Origin of the sequence: Actinosynnema pretiosum (assembly GCF_002354875.1) — a bacterium.
Classification (GTDB): Bacteria; Actinomycetota; Actinomycetes; order Mycobacteriales; family Pseudonocardiaceae; genus Actinosynnema; species Actinosynnema auranticum.
Map to the genome: position 1 here is coordinate 4,584,728 of NZ_CP023445.1, position 19,659 is coordinate 4,604,386.

The window sequence follows — 19,659 nt, forward strand, 5'->3', positions numbered from 1 at the left end:
TCAGGCGATCCTGAGCACGTCGCCCGCGAAGCTCTCGGCGAGGGCCCTGCGGGTGGCGGACTTCGACGGCGGGTGGAACAGCGAGCAGTGCGCGGCCGAGGCGAGGTAGGCCACGTCGGGCGAGGCGATGAACGCCATGCCGCCCAGGGCTTCCACGGCCCTGCCCGCGACCTCGACGATGGCGTCCTGCGCGCCGTAGCGGGCGATCATGGTCCTGGTCAGCGCGGCGTTGTCGCCCTCCCCTGCGGCGAGCGCGCCCGCGATGCCCTCCAGCAGCAGCGCGGCGGTCTCCAGCCGCACGCCCAGCTCCGCGAACTGCTCGGGCGAGAGCTTCCCGGCGTCGAGCACCCGCTCGACGAGCGCGCTGGCCATGCCCAGGTAGCAGGCGGTGATCAGCATCTCGAACCACATGAACCCGACGGTCTGCAGCTCGTCCAGCTCGCCGCGCTCCCCCACCTCGGTGGGCACGAGCAGCCGGTCGTCGACGAAGACGTCGGTGAGCCTGACCTCGTCGCTCTCCGCGCCCGCCAGGACGTTGCTGCCCCAGAAGGGGTGCACGCTCACGCCGGGCGTCTGGGCGGGCAGCAGCATCAGCACGGTCTCGGAGCCGCCGTCGGCCGAGGGCACCGAGACGCTGGCGGAGAGCAGGTCCATCGAGCGGGACATGCTGCACGGCCGCTTGGCGCCGTTGACGACGATGCCGCCCTCGGCGCGCACGCCTGCCACGGTCGGCGAGAGGATGCCCTGGCCGGGGTTGCCCTCGGCGAAACCGGAGGACACCAGCAGGCTCTGCGTCGCGATGCCCTCCAGCAGGGCCCACTCCACGCCGCTGGAGCGCAGGCTCTCGGCGAGGGTGAAGATGGTGGCCACCGAGAAGTGGTGCATGGTGGTGGCCACCGACAGGGACGGGGCGGCGGCGCCGATCGCGCGGGTGATCCGCAGCGCCTGCAGCGGGGTGGCCCCGGAGCCGGAGTAGCGCTCGGGGATCAGCAGCGCGGGGCCGCCGCAGCTCTTGAACAGCTCGAGGCCGGGGTTGCCCGGCTTCTCCAGCTCCGCCAGGGGGATCTGCGCGAGCTTGCCGAGCAGGCCGGGGAGGTGGGCCTCGCAGACCTCGCGCGCGTCGTCGAGAGTGCGCATCAGCGCCGTTCCTCCTTCGCCGGTCGCGGAGCGCCGTCCGCGATGATGGAAACGCCCTGCACGTGCGTGGTGCGCAGCACCGGGTAGTTGGCCTCGCCGAACGCGCCGCCGGTCAGCCCGGTCCCGCCGTGCGAGGGCAGCGGGCTGGTGAAGGCGATGTGCGAGTCGTTGACCTTGAGCAGGCCGCCCTTGGTGGTGCCGGAGACGAAGCGGTCCACGACCGCCGCGTCGCGCGCCCACAGCGAGTTGCGCAGCCCGTAGAGGTTGGTGTTGACGAACTCCACGAAGCTGTCGAACAGGACGTCGTCGTCGTCCGGTTCGGGGACGATGACCGGCAGCAGCGGGAAGAACGTCTCGTGCTTGACCGCCTCGATCTCGCGGGCGCCGCGCAGGCCGTCCACGCGCAGCACGGTGGGCTCAAGGAAGAACCCGGCGGCGTCGCGCGTGCCGTCGATCTGGGTGCCGTGGCCGCCGGTGACGATCGTGGCGCCCTTGTCCACGGCGTCGGCGAGGGTGCGGTGGAACTTGTCGTGGCGCAGCACCGGGGAGAGCAGGACGCCCTCCTCGTCGGGGTAGCCGGGCCGCAGCGCCCGCGCCCGGCGCACCAGGCGCTCGATGAGGTCGTCGGCCACGTCGGGGTGGACCAGGGCCTGGTTGGGGATCATGCACAGCTGGCCGGAGCCGTGGAAGCCCTCGGCGAGCGCGTCGGCGGCGCCGTCGAGGTCGGCGTCCTTCCAGACCAGGACGACGTCGTTGCCCGCGAGTTCGAGGATGGGCTTCTTGCCCGCCTCCACGCACCGGCGCTCGATCTTGAGGCCGCTGGGGACGTCGCCGAAGTACATGATGTCGTCGACCAGCGGGCTGTCGATCCAGGCGTCGAGCATCGGGCCGGGGTGGCCGCACACGACGTTGAGCGTGCCGGGCGGGGCGCCGAGCTGGTCCAGGACGGGCGCGATGACGTTGCGCAGCACGTGGCTGACGCCGAAGGGCGCCGTGCGGGGCGCGCGCACCACCACGGCGTTGCCGCCCGCGATGGCGGTGAGCCCCAGCAGCGCGCTGACCAGCGGCGCGTTGGCGGGCGGGTTGACGCAGACCACGCCGTCGGCCGCGCGGCGCACGATGTTGCGGCGGTGGCCGTCGACGAGGAACTCCTGCCACAGCTGGCCGCGCAGGTAGTCCCTGCTCTCGGGGCGGGTCAGCTCGTGCATCCCGCCGATCTCCCAGCGGGCCAGCTCCAGCGGGTGGCCCTCCAGGGTGAGCATCCGGACGATCTCGTCCTCGTTGTCCCGGATGGCGGCGCGCAGCAGCTCCATCCAGTCGTCCAGGCGCACGGAGAGCGGGGCGGCGCGCCAGACGGCGGTGGCCTCGGCCGCGGCGGCCAGGGCGTCGGCGACGGTCTCCCCGGTCGCGACCGCGACCCGGCCGACGACGACGTCCGGGGGCGCGTCGGCGAGCTGGAGCTTGCCGGACTCCAGCTTCCGCTTGAGCGTCAGGCTCGCGAACGAGTCGTCCAGCACGGCCCGCGCGGAGAGCGCGTACACCCACTGTCCGCTGTGGACGTCCTTGCCCCGCACGAGACTGCCCAGTGAGGGGACCGTTCGGGCTTCGACGTGCGCTGTCACCATGACCCCGCATTCGTAGGTTCCGCCGGCAGGTGGAGCTGCCGCGCAGCGCTGTGCCTGTCAAGTGGTCGACCCGGAAGTATCCGGAGGGTCCCTGAAACGGCGCTGACGCCCGCCGGGGTGCGGTGTCGAGCCTGCGTCAGGGGCGGTTCCTAGGGTCGTCCCCGTGGTTTCCCCGAGGGCGGAGGCGGATCATGGAGGCACCGGACGCGGTCCGGCGGGACGGTCGGCGGCAGCTGCTCCCCGCGCTGGAGCGGTACGCGGACAACCCGAGCGCGTTCCTGGCCCTCAACGCCGAGAACGAGCACTTCACCGCGCCCGGCGTGGACGGGTTCGTGTGCTACCGGGCCAGGGGGCGGCGGTGGTTGCAGTTCGGCGGCCCCTTCACCGGTGAGGGCGAGCGCGAGGGGTTGCAGCGCAGGTTCCTGGAGCACGCGCACGCCAGGGGGCGCAAGGTGATCGGGGTGCAGTTGCAGCGGGCCGACGCCGAGCTGCTGGCCGGGCTCGGTCTGACGGTCAACCAGGTCGGCGCGTCGTACGCGGTGGAGCTGGGCGGGTTCTCCTTGCGCGGCAAGCGCTTCGTCCGGTTGCGCAACAAGATCTCCCGCGCGCTGCGGGAGGGGTTGGAGGTGGCGGAGGTCGACGCGGACGGGCACACCGGGGCGATCAGGGACATCGACGCGCGGTGGTTGCGCCAGAAGGGCAGGCGCACCAAGGAGCTGACGTTCCTGATCGGCGAGATCGGGGGTGAGTGGCAGGCGCGGCGCAAGCTGTTCGTGGGCCGGATCGGCGGCAGGCCGGTCGGGTACATCTCCTACGCGCCGGTGCACGGGTCGCGGCCGGGGTGGCTGCACGATTTGAGCAGGCGGCTGCCCGAGTGCCCGCCGGGGGTCATGGAGGCGATCAACGCGCACGCCGTCGAGCACTTCAGGGCGCTGGGCGCGCCGTGGCTGCACTTCGGCTTCACCCCGTTCACCGGCCTGGACGACAGCCACCGGCTGCCGACCGCGAGCCCCTTCGCGGCGCGGGTCATCCGGTTGCTGGCGGAGCGGGGCGAGCGGGTGTACCCGGCGAAGAGCCAGGTGGAGTACAAGCTGAAGTGGTGCCCGACGGTGGTGCTGCCGGAGTACTTCGCCTTCGACGGCGGGATCTCGCCGCGGTCGCTGTGGAGCCTGGCGAGGGCGACGAACATCGTGTGACGGGCCGGGAAGGGTACTCGAAGAGGCCGAACGAGGACCGGGTCCGCCCGGTCGGGGCCACGCCCCGCGCAGGTTCGAATCCTGCCCCTTCCGCTTCACCGCCCGCCCGCGGTCCCGGCCCGGTTCCGACCGGGCCGGGACCGCCGGTGGGATTCCGGCCGCACTGCGGGCGAAGGCCGGCCGCACCGGGTCGGGCGGCTCTCCCGCCAGGGGCGGGGCCTTGGCCACGGGCTAGGGTGCCCCGGTGAGCCTCCTCGACGACGTGGCCGAACGCGACGGCTGGCGGTGCTGGGTGTGCGACGAGCCCGTCGACCCCGACATGTCCGTGAACGACCCCAGGGGTCCCAGCGTGGACAGCCGGACCGCCGACCGCAAGGCCAAGGTCGCCGAGCGGCTGGCGCACCGGGGGTGCAACACGCGCAAGGGCGCGGTCAAGGTCGTCATCGCCTGGCCGGAGCGCCTGCACGTGGCCGAGCCCGCGCCGCTGATCACCGTCGCCGGGCGGCTGGAGCGCAAGGGCGGGCGCGAGGTGGTGGCCCGCTGCCCCACGCGGCAGGACGCCCAGGAGGCGGCGGACTGGCTGGTGGACCGGTTCTCCCGGCTGACGCCCGGCGTGCCGGTGACCGCGACCGTCGAGGCGGGTGGCGGCCAGTTCCTCGTCGTCCTGTCCACCGGGCGCCGCTGACCCGGCACGTCCCGGAGTCACGGCTCGCCCCCTCGGCCGGCTCGCCGGCGCGGTCGACCAGAGGACGTCCCCGGCTACCCTCGCGCCGTCGTCCCGGCCGCCCCGCTCGCAGCGCGCCTCCACGGCGCGACGTAGGAGGTGGCGATCAGCCCACCGGGGGTGCGCCAGGTGAACACCGGGCTGCCGCTCGCCAGCACCAGCCCCGCCGGGTCGGTCGCGGCGTCCTCGAAGTAGCGGATCGTCCAGTTCCCGAACCCGCCCGCCGGTGCCTGCTGGCCAGCCTGGTGCACGTACCCGTCGTCACCGCGCGCCGCCAGCTCCACCAAGCCGTCGCCGGTCAGCACCGCGGCGGGCGACCCCGCAGCCTGGAGGTCGCCGACCCGCTGCCACGTTCCGGGGAACGCGCCGCCCGCCTCGCGCTGGGTGTGCACGTACCCGTCGTCGCGCCGGGTGAACACCTGCAGCGCGCCGCCACCGTGCGCGACCGCCGCGGGCAGGCCGGTCACCCCGGAGCCGACGGTGCGCCAGCTCAGCTGCGCCGAGCCGTTCACCCGCGCCACGCGGGCGGTGCCGTCGGCGAAGCGGGCCACCACGTCCACCGCGTCCCCGTTGCGCAGCGCGGTGAGGTCGGCGCTCAGGCCGCTCGCGGTGATCCGCCGCCACGGCAGGTAGGCGCCGTCAGCGGCCACCTGGGTCCGCCGCCACAGCCCGCCCGAGGCATCCACCCCGAACCAGCTCAGCGCCCCGCCCACCTCCGGCGCCGCGACCGGGTCGCCGAGCAGCCAGCCGCCCTGCGGGGCCACCCCGCCCGGTCCCCACGCGCCGTTGCGGACCTGCTGGGTCCTGCCCCGGTACTCGCCGTCGTCGCTGCTGTTGGCCAGCACCTCGAACCGGCCGTCCCCGCGCACCGCCGCCCCCGGAACGCCGGAGAACCCGTGGTGCCCGGTGAAGGTCTGGTAGTCCAGGAAGGAGAAGTCGTCCGGGTAGCGCTGGGTGGCGGCGGTCAGCCCGCCCTCGCTATTGGTGTAGAAGTAGGACAGCTTCCCGTCCGGGGCCTGCCGCACCGCCGTGGGCGCGTCGCGGCGCACCGGCACCGACGGCCGGGTGGGCAGGGCGTTGCCGCTCAGCCTGCACCCGTTGGGGTTGGCGACCACGTCGAGCTCGCCGTGCCAGCCGAAGCCGACGAGCTTGCCGACGTCGCGGCCGGTGTCGGCCCACGTGCCGCTCACCTCGTCGTACCGGTACCACAGCAGCTCGCCGCCGTTGTCGGCGCGCGTGCCGTAGAGCACGTCGCCGCCTGCGGAGAAGATCCGGTTGAACATGTTCCAGCCCGCGCCCGCCGGAGCCGCGTGCTGCACGAACCGGTCCGAGGCGGCGTGCCAGCGGAACCGGAACAGCTCGCCGCTGGGCCTGCGCGCGTACAGCACCCCGTCACCGGCGGCCACGACGAGGTCGTACTGGCCCCAGCCGGTGTCGAGCACCTTGCCGTCGGCCGTCTCCGCGGTCCACCCGCCGGTGGCGTCGTCGCCCGACCACGCGAACACCTTCAGGCTGCCCTCGGGCGTGATCTGGTAGAGCCTGCCCTTCTCGTCCACCGTGACCTTGTTGCGGTGCGCGGCCTGCGAGTAGCGGCTCCAGCCGCCGCCCACGACGCGGAACTGCGCGCCGTTCCAGGAGTCCCAGCCGCCCTGTCCGCCCGCCGCCGACTCGTTCCAGCGGTACCGCCGCAGCTCGCCCGTGGCGGCGACCATGCTGTAGACCACGCCGTCCGGACCGGCCAGGGTGCGCCCGATGTGCCAGCCCGACCCCACCACCCGCTTCACGCCCCACACGAGGTTCCCGTTCTCCGGCTCCTCGTGCGGGTAGCGGAAGAAATCACCGCCCGGTGTCACGCCGAACACGCTCACAGCCGACTTGCAGACCAGCGCCACAGCCTTGGCGGAAATCCCCGCCTGCGCGGCGGGAAAAGCTGGTGATCCCAGTGCCGCCACGGTCGCCAGAACCAGCGGAATGGCTTTCCCGCGCGGTGAGAACCTCGACCTGGGCATTCGTGCTCCCCCTGCTGCGAGTGTCCGGTCGCTGGGACCGTACCGAGCCGGAGCACGCGGGCCAATCCTGCTTTTGGCCCTGCTAGCGGCCAGGAGGGCGCACGATCCACCCACCCGCGCTGGGCCGCACGGGTCTGTCCGCGTTCCGGAACGCTTCCGCTTCGGACGACCGCATTGTCCGGGCCAGGGGCGACCTGGATGCTTTGCCGGGCGACGGGCCGCAGCGATCCGAGGCACTCGGCGGAGCGGGCCTGCCAGCACGGGGGGAATGCGCGCACAATGGTGGTTGACCGTTTTCGGCGTGCCCGGAATTCATTTCCCGGGCCGCCGCCGAGCCGGGTCGGGCTGGCGATCTGCCTGGTCGTGGTCGTGCTCCTGGGCGCGGTGGCCCAGGACGTGGTGGCGCTGCTGCCGGGGTGGACCGCCTCGGCCCCCTCGGGGGCGGGCGCCCCCGCGCCCGAGCAGGAGTGGGGCACCGCCGAGGGCCAGGAGCACGAGGCCGTCGGCGACACCCCCAACCGCGAGCTGCCCCGGTCGGAGCTGGCCAAGCACCCGCAGCCGGACTTCCCCGACAGCGCGGTCCGGCCCAACGAGGTCCGCGAGCTGCCCGCCGAGGCGCGCGCCACCGGCTACGACGCCGCGACCAGCCGCGAGGACGAGAGCAGGCGCGAGGAGTTCTCCCGCACCTTCGACAACGCGGACGGCACCAGCACCACCGAGTTCAGCCAGTCCCCGCTGCACCAGCGCCTCCTCGACGGCTCGTGGCGGCCCGTCGACGCGCAGGTCGTCGCCGACGGGGACGGCTGGCGCGGCCCGCGCAGCGGCGACGGGACGAGCGCCCGGTTCGCCGCGACCGCCTCCGAGCGGCCCTTCGTGCGGCTGGAGCTGCCCGGCGGCCACGCGTTTGCCTACGGCCTCGCGGGCGCGGCCCCCGCGCGCGGCCGGGCCGACGGCGCCCGCGTCACCTACCCCGGCGTGGCCGCCCACACCGATCTGCGGCTGGACGCGCTACCCGGCGGCGTCAAGGAGACCCTGGTCCTCGGCTCCCCCGACGCGCCGCACACCTGGTTGTTCCCCCTGGCGCTGGAGGGCCTGACCGCGCGCCTGGCGTACGGGCGGGTCGAGCTGGTTGACGGCGGCGGCGCGGTCAAGGCCGTCATCCCGGCGGGTTTCATGGTCGACTCCAGGCCCGAGGACCCGCAGACCTCGCACGGCGTGCGCTACGAGCTGGTCGACCACGCGGGCGGGCGGGCGCTGAAGGCGACCCTGGACAGCGCGTGGCTGCGCGACCCGGCCCGCGCCTACCCGGTCCTGGTCGACCCCTCCGTGCACGGGGCCACCGCGGACGCCGCCGTCGTCACCTCCGGCGGCGACCGCACCGGCGGCACCGACCTGCGCGTCGGCCAGGGCAGCGACCTGTTCCTCAAGTTCGACGGCGTCTCCCCGGCGCTGGCCGGGCACCGCGTCTTCGGCGCGCAGCTCTACCTGACCAGCTTCGACGCCCCCTCCTGCCGCCCCGAGCCCGTCGTCGTGCAGAAGGTCGACGCCCCGTGGGACGCGACCGGCAGCGGCAAGCCGCCCACCTCCCAGACCCTCGGCGGGGCCTCGTTCGCGCGCGGCCACGTGGCCCTGGGCCAGTCCCACTCGGCCTGCCCCGCGGGGGCGGACGTGATCGACCTGGGCGACGGCGGTCGCGACCTGGTCCAGGGCTGGGTGCGCGGGCAGGCGAACAACGGCCTCGCGGTGCGGGCCACCTCCGGCTGGAAGAAGTTCGCGGGCGCGGGGACGGCCAACCCGCCGCGCCTGTTCGTCACCCACACCCCCTACGACGCAGCCTACCGGGTCGAGCGGGGCGTGCCGGAGCCGCCCGTGCTGCGCACCCAGGGGGGCAAGGTGCGCATCGCGGTCACCAACCGGGGCTCGGCAGACTGGAACCCCGGCTCGCACCGGCTCGCCTACCGGATGTTCACCCCCGAGGGCCGCCCGGTCCAGTCGCGCGACTCGGCGGCGCTGCCGCGCACCGTGCCTCCCGGCGAGACCGTCACGCTCGACGCCGATGTGCACGCCGCCAACCCCGGCGACTACCTGCTCGACTTCTCGATGGCGCACGGGCAGACCTGGTTCACCGACGAGCAGATCCCGCCGGTGCGGCTGTCGCTGACCGTGTTCGAGATCCCGCCGATCGTGAAGGCTCAGTACCCGCCCGCGGGTCACTCCGCGCCGACCCTCACCCCGCAGCTGTGGGCCGACGCCGTCGACGTCGACGCGCCGCCGAACACCAGCGTCCGCTACGAGTTCGAGGTCTGCGGCAGCACCACCGACGGCGCCCCCGATCCGGGGAGCTGCACCCTGTCCCCACGCCTGGCGGGCAAGACCTGGACCGTCCCGAGGGGACGGTTGCAGTGGAGCGAGACCTACCACTGGCGGGCCTTCGCCGTCGACCCCAGCGGCGCGCGCAGCGAGGCGCTGCCCTTCAGCGCCCTGCTCACCGCCGTGCCGCAGCCCGCCATCACCGCGCACCTGGGCGGCGCGCCCTACAGCGCGGGCGACCTCGACTTCGACCCGCAGACCGGCAACTACACCACCTCCGCCGTGGACGCCACGCTCGGCGTCACCGGCCCGGAGCTGAGCGTCGCGCGCACCTACAACAGCCTCGACCCGCGCGCGGACCTGCTGTTCGGCGCGGGCTGGTCAACCCGCTACGACATGCGCGTCGTGCCGGACCAGGACGGCTCGGGCAACGTCGTCGTCACCTACCCCGACGGCCAGCAGGTCCGCTTCGGCCGCAACGCCGAGGACGGCAGCTTCGACCCGCCGTCCGGCCGGTCCGCCACCTTCTACCAGGACTTCGGCCAGCCGACCCTGCCGTACGTGCTGGTGGACAAGACGAACACCACCTACACCTTCCGCGAGTTCGACGGCAGGCTCATGGCGGTCCTGGACAGCGCGGGCCGTTCCACCGAGCTGGACCACGGCCCCGACGGCAAGCTGCGGCGCGCCGTCGGCCGCGCCTCCGCCGACCGGAGCCTGCCCGCCCGCGTCCTGACCTTCACCTGGACCGGGAACCACGTCACCGAGGTCCGCACCGATCCGCCCGCCACCGGCGGCGTCCCGGCGCGCTGGGCCTACCGCTACCTCGGCGACCGGCTCACCGAGGTCTGCGACCCCCTGGGCGGCTGCACCCGGTACGACTACACCACCGGCTCCCACTACCGCAGCGCCGTCCTGGACTCCCGCCCCGACTCGTACTGGCGGCTGGGCGAGTCCCCCGGCTCGGCCGACGCGCCCAGCCAGGTCGCCACGAACCTCGGCAAGGACGCCGCCGCCCACCGGGGCAGCTCGCCCGGCGCGCCCGGCGCCCTCGACGGCACCGGCGACGCGTCCACCTCGTTCAGCGGCACTGGCTCCCACGTCCGACTGCCCGACGGGGCGCTGAAGAAGAGCCGCGACCTGTCGGTGGAGCTGTGGTTCCGCACCACCTCCGGCGGCCCGCTCCTCGGCTTCCAGCGCGCCCCGTTCGACCGGGACCCGATCGGCGCGGTCCCCGCCCTCTACGTCGACCGCGACGGCAGGCTGCGCGGCCAGTTCTGGCACGGCCGGGTCGCCCCCATCACCAGCGCGGGCATCGTGAACGACGGCCGGTGGCACCACGTCGTGCTCTCCGGCTCGCTGGCCACCCAGACCCTGTTCCTGGACGGCGCGAAGGTCGGCAGCACCGAGGGCGAGATCGACACCAGCCTGTTCACCCACGGCCAGATCGGCGCGTCGCACGTCGTCGGCCCCGCCGACTGGGCCCCGCACGGCTGGTGGCCGGGCGAGCCGGTCAAGCACTTCGCGGGGGAGATCGATGAGGTCGCGCTCTACCTGCACCCGCTCGGCGAGGAGGCCGCGCGCGGCCACTTCCGCGCCCGCGAGCACTCCGACCAGCTCACCAGGATCACCGTCCCCAGCGGCCGAGTCGCCGCCGAGCTGTCCTACGACACCACCAACGACCGGCTCCGCGAGTACACCGACGCCGACGGCGGGCGCTGGCGGCTCGGCCTGCCCCAGGTCAGCGGAACCGAGACCATGGACGGGCAGAACCGGACCGTCCGCAACCTGGTGCGCTCCACCGAGGTCACCGATCCGGGCAACCGCTCGCACTTCTTCGACTACGACCCGGTGCGCGGCCGGATCATCCGCTTCGTCGCACCGCTCGGCACCGGCGTGCGCCCCGAGGACCGACCCGACCCGGCCGCGCCGCCGACCACCCCGACCAGCGCCCCGCCCTGCACCTCGGCGCCGCCCACCGACCCGGACGGCGTGCCCGGCTACTGCGGCGGCACCGGCGTCAGCGACCCGAACTGGCAGGGCGGCCCCGTGCGGGGCGTGGGCGTGCGCACCTACGACTACGACGACTCGGGCTTCCAGCAGACCATCACCGACGAGAACGGCCACCGGGTCGTGCTGCGCAACGACGAACGCGGCAATGTGCTCGCCCGCACCACTTGCCGCCTGCCCGACACGTGCAGCACCGAGCACTTCACCTACCACCGGCCCGCTGCGGGCAGGGCCAACGACACCGATCCGCGCATCGACAAGCAGCTCACCGCCCGCGACGGCCGCTCCGCCGACGCCGCCGACACCCGCTACCTGACCTCGTCGGAGTACGACGCGCGCGGCGAACTGGTGAAGCAGACCATGCCCGACGGCGCGACCGTCAGGCACACCTACACCGACGGCAGCAGCGCCGCCGAGGGCGGCGGCAACGAGCCTGCGGGCCTGCTCAAGACCACGCAGGACGCACGCGGCCAGGTCACCACCCACCGCTACCTGCGCAACGGCGACCTGGCCTCCACCACCGAGCCCGGCCGCACCGCGGGCGAGGCCACCGGCCGCGTCACCCGCTACCGCTACGACCTGCTGGGCCGCAAGGTCTCGGAGACCGAGTTCTCCGACACCTTCCCGCAGGGTCTGGAGACCACGTTCGCCTACGACGCGCTGAACCGGCTCGTCGCGGTCACCGACGCGCCCGTCACCAACGCGGTCACCGGCGTGCGGCACACCAAGTCCACCGTGACGGCCTACACCGCCGACGGGCAGCCGGAGCGTGTCGTCGTCTCCGACCTGACCGGCGGCGACGCACCCCGCGCCACCTCCTACACCTACGACGACCGGGGCAGGCAGGCGTCCGTCACCGACGCCGAGGGCTCCACGACCAGCTACGCCTACGACGTCTTCGGCAACCGCACGCAGGTCGTCGACCCGCTCGGCACCCGGATCGAGTACGCCTACACCGCCCGCAACAAGGTCGCCGAGGTCCGGCTGCGCGGCTGGCACGGCAAGCCGGTGTCGGGTGGTCGCGGCGCGGCCGGGACGCCCGACGCGGGCTCGCTGCTGGTGCTGGAGGCCAACACCTACGACCTGGGCGGCAGGCTCATCCGGCGGGTCGACGCGATGGGCCGCAAGACCCTGTACGAGCACACGCCCAACGGCCTGGTGTTCCAGGTCCTCGCCGAGGTCCCGGCCGAGGGCGGGGGGACCCGCCGCGTCGTGCTGGAGCGCAACACCTACGACGGCGCGGGCAACCTCGTCGCCACCACCGGCCCCGGCGGCCGGACGACCCGGTACTCCGTGGACGCCGTCGGCCGCGTCAGCGAGGTCCTGGCGGACCCCGACGGCCTGGCCAGGCGCACCTCCTACCGGTACGACCCCAACGGCAACGTCACCCAGGTCGCCCGCTCCGGGAACGGCTCCAACACCTCCGGCGTGCAGACCTCGGCCTCCTCGGTCGTCGACTACGGCTACGACGGCGCGGGCAACCGCACCACCGAGAGCGTCCAGTCCGGGGCGACCGCGCTCACCACCAGCCGTCGCTACGACCTGCGCGGCCTCCAGGTCTCGGAGACCGACCCGCGCGGCAACGCCCCCGGAGCCGACCCCGCCGCCTTCACCACCGAGTACCGCTACGACGAGAGCGAGCGGCGGGTCGCGGTCGTCGCGCCCCCCGTGGCCGTCGAGAACGGCTCGGGCGCGCCCACCACGACCCGGCCGACCACGCTCATCGGGTTCGACGCCTTCGGCGACGAGACCGCCGTCCGCGACGAGAACGGCGGCACCACCCGCACCACGCACGACAAGGTCGGCCGCCCCGTCCGGGTCCAGGCCCCCGACTACACCCCGCTCGGCGCGTCCCAGCCCGTCGAGGCCGTCAGCACCACCCGCTACGACGCCGCGGGCAACGCGGTCGAGACCACCGGGCCGCGCGGCGCCGTCACCGCTTTCCGGTACGACCAGCTCGGCAGGCTGGCCGAGCGCGTCGACCCCGCCGCCGATGACCCGACCGCGCCGGGCGGCACGTGGCGCTACACCTACACCCACAACGGCGAGCGGCTCTCGGTCACCGACCCGACCGGGGCGCGCACCGAGGCCACCTACGACGCGCTCGGCCGCCAGGTCACCCGGACCCAGCTGGAGCGCAGGCCCACCACCGCGGCGCACACCACGCGCTTCGAGCACGACGACGCGGGCGAGCTGGTCAAGGCCATCGCGCCGTCCGGCGACACCACCACCTACACCCACGACGCCCTCGGCCAGCGCACCGGAGCCACCGACGCCGCGGGCGTCACCACCCAGTTCGGCCACGACGGCCTCGGCCGCCCGGTGTGGCAGCGCGACGCGCTGGGCCGCACCAGCTACCTGCGCCACGACGGCGCGGGACGGCTCACCGGCCAGTTCAGCCTCGACGCGCAGAACCGCGTGCTGCGCCGCACGTCCTACACCCACGACGCCGCGGGCAACGCGCTCACCGCCACCGACGCGCTCGGCCGCACCGCGCGCTACTCCTACGACGCGCTGAACAGGCTCACCTCCCAGGTGGAGCCGGTCTCCGACACCGAGTCGATCACCACCTCGCAGGGCTACGACGCGCGCGGCAACCGCACCCGCCACACCGACGGGCGGGGCAACCGGTTCACCACCACCTACACGCCGTGGTCGCTGCCCGAGTCGGTCGTTGAACCGGCCACCGCCGCCCACCCCGCGCCCGCCGACCGCACGTGGACCGCCGTCTACGACGCCGAGGGCAACGCCACCCGGCTCACCGCCCCCGGCGGGGTCGTCCGCGAGCGCTCCCACGACGCCCTGGGCAGGCTGACCCGCGAGACCGGGGCGGGCGCGCAGAGCGCCACCGCCGAGCGCACCCGCGCCTACGACCAGGCGGGCAGGCTCACCGCCGTCGACGCGCCCGGCGGGCGCAACACCTACGCCTACGACGACCGGGGCGCGCTGCTGTCGGCGACCGGCCCCTCCGGCGACTCCTCCTACGCCTACGACGGCGACGGCCGGATGACCAGCCGCACCGATGCGGCGGGCACCACCGGGTTCGGCTACCAGCGCGGCAGGCTCAGCACCGTCGCCGACGGCGTCACCGGGACGCCGATCTCGTTCTCCTACAACGAGGCCGGGCAGCTCAAGGCGCTCGGTTACGGCGGCCTGCGCACCCGCGCGTTCGCGTACGACGAGCTCGGCAGGCAGAAGTCCGACGTCCTCGCCGACGCCTCGGGCGCGGCGCTGTTCTCGCTCTCCTACGAGCACGACCTCAACGACCGGCTCACCCGCAAGGTCGTCACCGGTCTCGCCGGGGCAGGTGAGCATACCTACGGCTACGACCACGCCAACCGGCTGACCTCGTGGACGGTCGGTGGGAAGCGCACCGACTACGCCTGGGACGCGTCCGGCAACCGGGTGCGGGCCGGGGACAAGACCGCCGTCCACGACGAGCGCAACCGGCTGCTGTCCGACGGCGACTACACCTACACCCACACCCCGCGCGGCACGCTCGCGTCCAGGACGTCCTCCGGGTTCGAGGAGGAATTCTCCTTCGACGCCTTCGACCGCCTGGTGGAGGTCGGCCGCACCCGCTACGCCTACGACGGCCTCGACCGGCCGGTCACGCGCGGCGGCGCGACGTTCGCCTACGCGGGCTTCGACCTCGACGCGGCCGCCGACGGCGAGTCGACCTACGGCAGGGGGCCGGGCGGGGAGCTGCTGTCGCTGGCCTCGGGCGGCGCGAAGCGGCTGGCGGTGTCGGACAAGCACGGCGACGTCGTCGGCGGCCTGGACCCGGCGGGCGCGGGCCTGGCCGACTCGGCCGCGTTCGACCCGTTCGGCGCGTCCACCGCCGTGAGCGGGGCGCAGCGCAAGGTCGGGTTCCAGGGCGACTGGACCGACCCGGACACCGGCCAGGTCACCATGGGCGCCCGCTGGTACCGGCCAGGCAGCGGCACGTTCGCCTCGCGCGACACCGTCTCCGCCGAGTCGGGGCCGTCGATCCTGTTCAACCGCTACACCTACGCGGCGGGCAGGCCGCTCGACCTGGTCGACCCGGACGGCCACTGGCCCGACTGGGGCAAGGTGTGGAACGGGGTCAAGCAGGTCGGGTCGGCCGCGCTCGGCGTCGTCAAGGAGGTGTCCGGGTACAACGACGTCGTCAACTTCATCCGTGAGCCCAGCTTCGGCAACTTCCTGTGGGCGGCCTCGAACTTCGTGCCGTTCGGCAAGCTGGCGAAGGGTGCGAAGTACCTGTTCGGCGCGGCGGGCGATCTGCTGGGCGGCGCGCGGCGGTACGGGGACGACCTCGCTGCCGGGGTGCGGCGACGCGGCGGCGACGCGGCGGCCGGGGCGCGCAGGTACGGCGACGACGTCGCGGTGGGCGCGCGCCGGGGCGGCGGGGCGGCGGCGGTGGGCCGCAACGTGGCCGACTTCGCCAGGACCGCTGCCGCGGGGGCGGCCAGGGCGGCGGCGCACCGGGCGGTGGCTGCGGTGGCTGCGGCGGCTCGACGGGCCGCGATGGAGGCGGTGACCAGCAGGGCGCGGGCGGCGATCGCCCACGCCGCGCGGACCAACCCGCTCCCGGTCCTGCAGGCCGCCCTGAAGCCGCGCGTGGCGGCGCGGGATTTGGTGTCGTCGAGCCCGAGCCTGCCCGCGCGGCAGGTGCAGGGGCTGGCGGAGAACGTGCAGGACGTCAACCGCGTGTGGGAGGCGGTGCGGGCCACGGTCGTGAAGCCGGGGACCAGCGTCGTGCAGGCGGTGGGCGAGCAGGCCGTGACGGACTTCGCGAACACCCAGGTGCCGGGGCTGGGGGATTTGCTGAGCATGACGTCCCCGTCGCGGCGGCGCGGCAACGGGGCGGCGGGCGAGGCCGGGGAGCGGGGGCGGGCGGCCGCCGGTAGCAGCTGCGCGATCTCCTACGACAGCAACAGCTTCTCCGGCAGCACACCGGTGCTCATGGCCGACGGCAGCCACAAGCCGATCGAAGATGTGCGGGTCGGTGACGAAGTCGTGGCCACCGATCCCACGACCGGCGAGTCAGCGGTCAAGCAGGTCACCGACACGCGGTCGCACCGGGCGGAGAGAGCGCTCTACGAGATCGCGGTGAAGACGGCGGAATCCGGCACGGGAACCCTGGTGGCGACCGACGAGCACCCGTTCTGGGTGCAGTCCCTGCGGAAGTGGTTGCACGCGGAGGACTTGAAGCCGGGCTACGAGTTCCTGACGGCCGACAACCGACCCGCGACGGTCGCGGGCACGAGGCCGTTCTCCGACGCCAGGCTGGTGCACAACCTGACGGTGGACGGGCTGCACACGTATCACGTGCTGGCCGGTTCGGCGTCGGTGCTGACGCACAACAGCGCTCGGTACTGCGAGGAGGCAGGCGATCTCTACCGCTCTGACACGCGTGAGCCAGCCGAGATCTTCGACGCCGGATTCGCCCCGAAGGGGGACAACATGGATCTTGAAATGCATGCTTACGGTGTGACGGGTACATACGGGGTCCCAGAATCCGGTTACGTGTCGACCAGCACGAGCTTCAACCACGCCAATAGCCGGAACGGCAACACGTACGTCGTCCGAGACGTCACCGGGCTCGATGTCAACAAGGAGCTCGGTGCGAGGAGTCCCCATCCCCATGAGATGGAGATCGCCATCCCGCACAAGGTCACCCCGGAATGCGTGATCGGTTGCTTCCTGGAGGGGACATCGACGTGGTTGCCGAACCCGAAGGCCCGCAGATGACGCGGAACGAGCAGATCAGCCGCACAGCGATTGATCCAACGGGACAGCACGTCGCGCTTGACCTGATCATCAGCGTGCCTGATCCGTGCACCGTCACCACCAGCCGCGCAGGAATGCCCGACGAGGTTTTCACCGGCACGGACCTGTTCTCCTGCATGGTGAATCTCCGTGAACGCCTGGAGCAAGACGGGCTGCTGCTGTGCTGCCAGGGTTCCAGACCTGATGTGCATCCCACAGGCATGGACCGGCAGATGGGGGATGGACGCCACGCGCACGTCCTGTCCGCAGAGGCGGTGCAGCAGGGTCTCACGGTGGACATTTTCGCCCCTGCCGAGCCGCGACTCGTCGGCACACTCGTGCAACAGCGCGATCACGTCTTCGCCTTCTACGGACTGCCAAAGACAGCACAGTGAGATTCCCACGCCTGCGAGCGATACCGGCCGCCGAATGGAGAAGATGATGTACCCCAAGCACAATCGGAGATCCACCGCGCTCACCGCGCTCACCCTCGCCGTGCTGCCCCTCGCCGCCACCCTCATCCCCCTCGCCACCCCCGCCGCCCAAGCCGCCTCCACCCTCCAGTGCCGCACCGCCTCCCCGGTCTTCGCCGTCCTCCCCGACGGCTCCCTCCGCCTCTACAACCACGAGGAGCCCGAGCAGGGCCTGGACTCGTGGACCGGTTGGTCCCACATCGGCAACGGCTGGTCGCCCCTCACCCGCACCGGGCCCGACGGCAGGCTCTACGACATCGTCGACGGCGAGCTGCGCCGCTACCGCTGGACCGGCTCGGAGTGGGAGCGGCCGGGTGGCGGCTGGTACGACGTCATCGCCACCGGCTGGACCGGCTGGGACTCCCCCGCCTTCCGCAACCGCCTCACCGTCGACTCGCGCGGCGACTTCTACGCCCTGCTCGCCAACGGCGACCTCCAGTGGGAGCACTTCGACGAGGCCACCCGCACCTGGTCGCGCCGTGTCCTCGAACAGGGCGACCCCAACCGGTACGACCTGATCGTCGCGGCGGGCGACGGGGTGCTCTTCGTCCGCGACCCGCATCGCGACAACGGCACCCTCTACCGCTACGAGTACCACGCCCCCTCGCACCGCTGGGTCCAGCGCAAGCACCCGACCGGCAACGGCTGGAACATGCACCGCGCCCTGTTCTCCCCCGGCGCGGGCATCGTCTACGGCCAGCAGGACAACGACCGCGGCGACCTCTGGTGGTACCGCTACGACGACTCGCTCGGCGACTTCGCCTTCGGCGGTCGCAAGCACATCAGCTGGGGCTGGTCCCGCGACTGGCGCGTGGGCGCCACGACCGACGCCTGCGCGCTCCCCGACGCGCCCGCGCCGGTCCGCCCGGCCGTCCCGGCCCGCCACGACGCCGCCACCACAGCGCTGCCCGGCACCGACGGACGCATGAACTACTTCTACACCAACTCCCAGGGCAGCCTCGTGCACGCGCGCCAGCGCAGGGCCGACGACCCGCTGCTCATCGACTACCAGAGCTTCCCCGACCACCACGGCTTCACCGGCACCCCCGGCGCCGCCGTCCGCGCTGACGGCCGCGTCGAGGTGATCGCCAACAGCTCCGACGACGCCGACGCGCGCGGCAAGCTCCAGCAGGTCGCCAACGGGGTCTGGGCGCCGGGCGCGCAGCAGCACGGCGGCTGGCTGCTCGGCGACCCCACGCTCGTCACCACCTCGGTGGGCACGTCCGCGCTCGGCGTCGACGCCGACGGCGTGCTCTGGCACCGCCCGCAGCTGCGCGACCGCGACCGCTACCTGCCGTGGCGCGCCCTGCCCGCCACCGGGCTCACCACCGACCTCACCGCGCTGCCCGCCCCCGACCCGGACCGCGCCGTGCTCGACCTCGCCGCCCGCTTCACCGACGGCTCGACGCGCGTCGCCCGGCTCGTCGACGGCGAGCTCGGCCCGTGGCGCGCCCTGGGCGCGGGCCTGGGCGAGCCCGCGCTGGTGCGGCACCAGAACGGCGACCTCCAGGTGTTCACCCGAGGCCAGGACGGGCGCGTGCGCACCCAGCGGGAGAACGCGGGCGCGTTCCCCGGCACGTGGTCGACCGTCGGCGACCTCGTCACGACGGGCTCCCCGACCGCCGTGGCCACCACTCGCGGCCTGGTGGAGGTGGCGGCGCGCGGAGTGGACGGCCTGGTGCACGTGACCGGCCAGTCGGTGCCCGCCGGACCGTTCCGGGAGTGGTCCGTGCGGACCTTCGACGACGCCGCGACCGACCCAGCCTCCGCCGCGCTCCCGGACGGGAGCTGGGTGTTCACCTGGCGCGACGCGCAGAACACCATCTACAGCTACACCGGCTCCTACCCCGACCCGGCCGCGAGGGCGGCGACCGCCGGACCGCCCAGCACGACGGCGGCCTACCGGGGTGGTCCCGCCAGGCCGTGACCGGCGCGGAGGGCACGGCACAGACGTGGTGACCTGTCACCGCACGGGGGCGGCTCCGCGGCTGCCGGAGGCGGTGGAAGTCGCACCCCGGTCCCCGGCCCAGCCTCCCGGTCAGAGGAACGCGGACCGGTGCTCCGGCGCGAGGTCGGCGGTGCGGGGGCGGGCCGCCGCTGTCGGGCACGCGCATCTCGATCAGGCAGTACCGGCCCCGTCCGTCTGCTCGCCGGAGATCCGCACCGCGCAGGTGCCGCCCACCAGCGACACGTGGGTGGTACCGGGGCGGCGGTGAGCACCGGGGTGGCCAGGTCGTCGCCGGGGATGGCGAGCCGGGCGTCGGCTGGGTAGCGCAGCAGCGCGGCGCGCAGGCCGTCCACGGCGGCGTGCCCGGCCACCCCGCAGAGCCGCTCGTAGTCCGCGGACATCCCGGCGAGCTCGAGGTGCTTCACGGCCCGCAGCCTGCCTGAGGGCGTTGGGCGGCGGCGGTGGACGCGTGG

The 19,659-nt window shown here is 73.7% G+C and carries 8 protein-coding genes and 1 tRNA gene; 6 read left to right on the plus strand and 3 right to left on the minus strand.

What is annotated here, in order from left to right:
• Window positions 1-1,137 (minus strand): acyl-CoA dehydrogenase family protein, encoded by a 1,137-nt coding sequence (locus CNX65_RS19590; protein WP_096495049.1) that lies wholly within the window; start codon window positions 1,135-1,137, stop codon window positions 1-3.
• Window positions 1,137-2,762 carry an aldehyde dehydrogenase family protein gene (locus CNX65_RS19595; protein ID WP_096495050.1) on the minus strand — a complete coding sequence of 542 codons (1,626 nt, stop codon included), beginning with the start codon at window positions 2,760-2,762 and terminating at the stop codon, window positions 1,137-1,139. The genes CNX65_RS19590 and CNX65_RS19595 overlap by 1 nt, the downstream gene beginning before the upstream one ends.
• 191 nt (window positions 2,763-2,953) lie before the next feature.
• Here CNX65_RS19595 and CNX65_RS19600 point away from each other — a divergent pair, with 191 nt between their 5' ends.
• The 3 genes from CNX65_RS19600 to CNX65_RS19605 all read left to right on the plus strand — a co-directional run bounded on the left by CNX65_RS19600 (window position 2,954) and on the right by CNX65_RS19605 (window position 4,643).
• On the plus strand, window positions 2,954-3,958 hold the full coding sequence (locus CNX65_RS19600) for a bifunctional lysylphosphatidylglycerol flippase/synthetase MprF (protein WP_096495051.1): 1,005 nt from the start codon (window positions 2,954-2,956) through the stop codon (window positions 3,956-3,958).
• 7 nt (window positions 3,959-3,965) lie between these two features.
• Window positions 3,966-4,051: transfer RNA gene (locus CNX65_RS35515), tRNA-OTHER, on the plus strand.
• Window positions 4,052-4,202: 151 nt separating this feature from the next.
• On the plus strand, window positions 4,203-4,643 hold the full coding sequence (locus CNX65_RS19605; RefSeq protein WP_096495052.1) for a hypothetical protein: 441 nt from the start codon (window positions 4,203-4,205) through the stop codon (window positions 4,641-4,643).
• A gap of 74 nt (window positions 4,644-4,717) precedes the next feature.
• Here CNX65_RS19605 and CNX65_RS19610 read toward each other — a convergent pair whose 3' ends face one another.
• Window positions 4,718-6,544 carry a tachylectin-related carbohydrate-binding protein gene (locus CNX65_RS19610; RefSeq protein ID WP_177154282.1) on the minus strand — a complete coding sequence of 609 codons (1,827 nt, stop codon included), beginning with the start codon at window positions 6,542-6,544 and terminating at the stop codon, window positions 4,718-4,720.
• A 510-nt stretch (window positions 6,545-7,054) separates the two neighbouring features.
• Here CNX65_RS19610 and CNX65_RS19615 point away from each other — a divergent pair.
• The 3 genes from CNX65_RS19615 to CNX65_RS19620 are packed head-to-tail and all read left to right on the plus strand — an operon-like array spanning window position 7,055 to window position 19,165.
• Window positions 7,055-16,747, plus strand: a complete 9,693-nt coding sequence (locus CNX65_RS19615) for a polymorphic toxin-type HINT domain-containing protein (protein ID WP_096495054.1) — start codon at window positions 7,055-7,057, stop codon at window positions 16,745-16,747.
• Window positions 16,717-17,160: a hypothetical protein gene (locus CNX65_RS36270; protein ID WP_177154283.1), complete on the plus strand. Its 444-nt coding sequence runs from the start codon at window positions 16,717-16,719 to the stop codon at window positions 17,158-17,160. Before CNX65_RS19615 ends, CNX65_RS36270 begins: the two co-directional genes overlap by 31 nt.
• Window positions 17,161-17,194: 34 nt before the next feature.
• On the plus strand, window positions 17,195-19,165 hold the full coding sequence (locus tag CNX65_RS19620) for a tachylectin-related carbohydrate-binding protein (RefSeq protein WP_177154284.1): 1,971 nt from the start codon (window positions 17,195-17,197) through the stop codon (window positions 19,163-19,165).
• Window positions 19,166-19,659 lie beyond the last annotated feature (494 nt).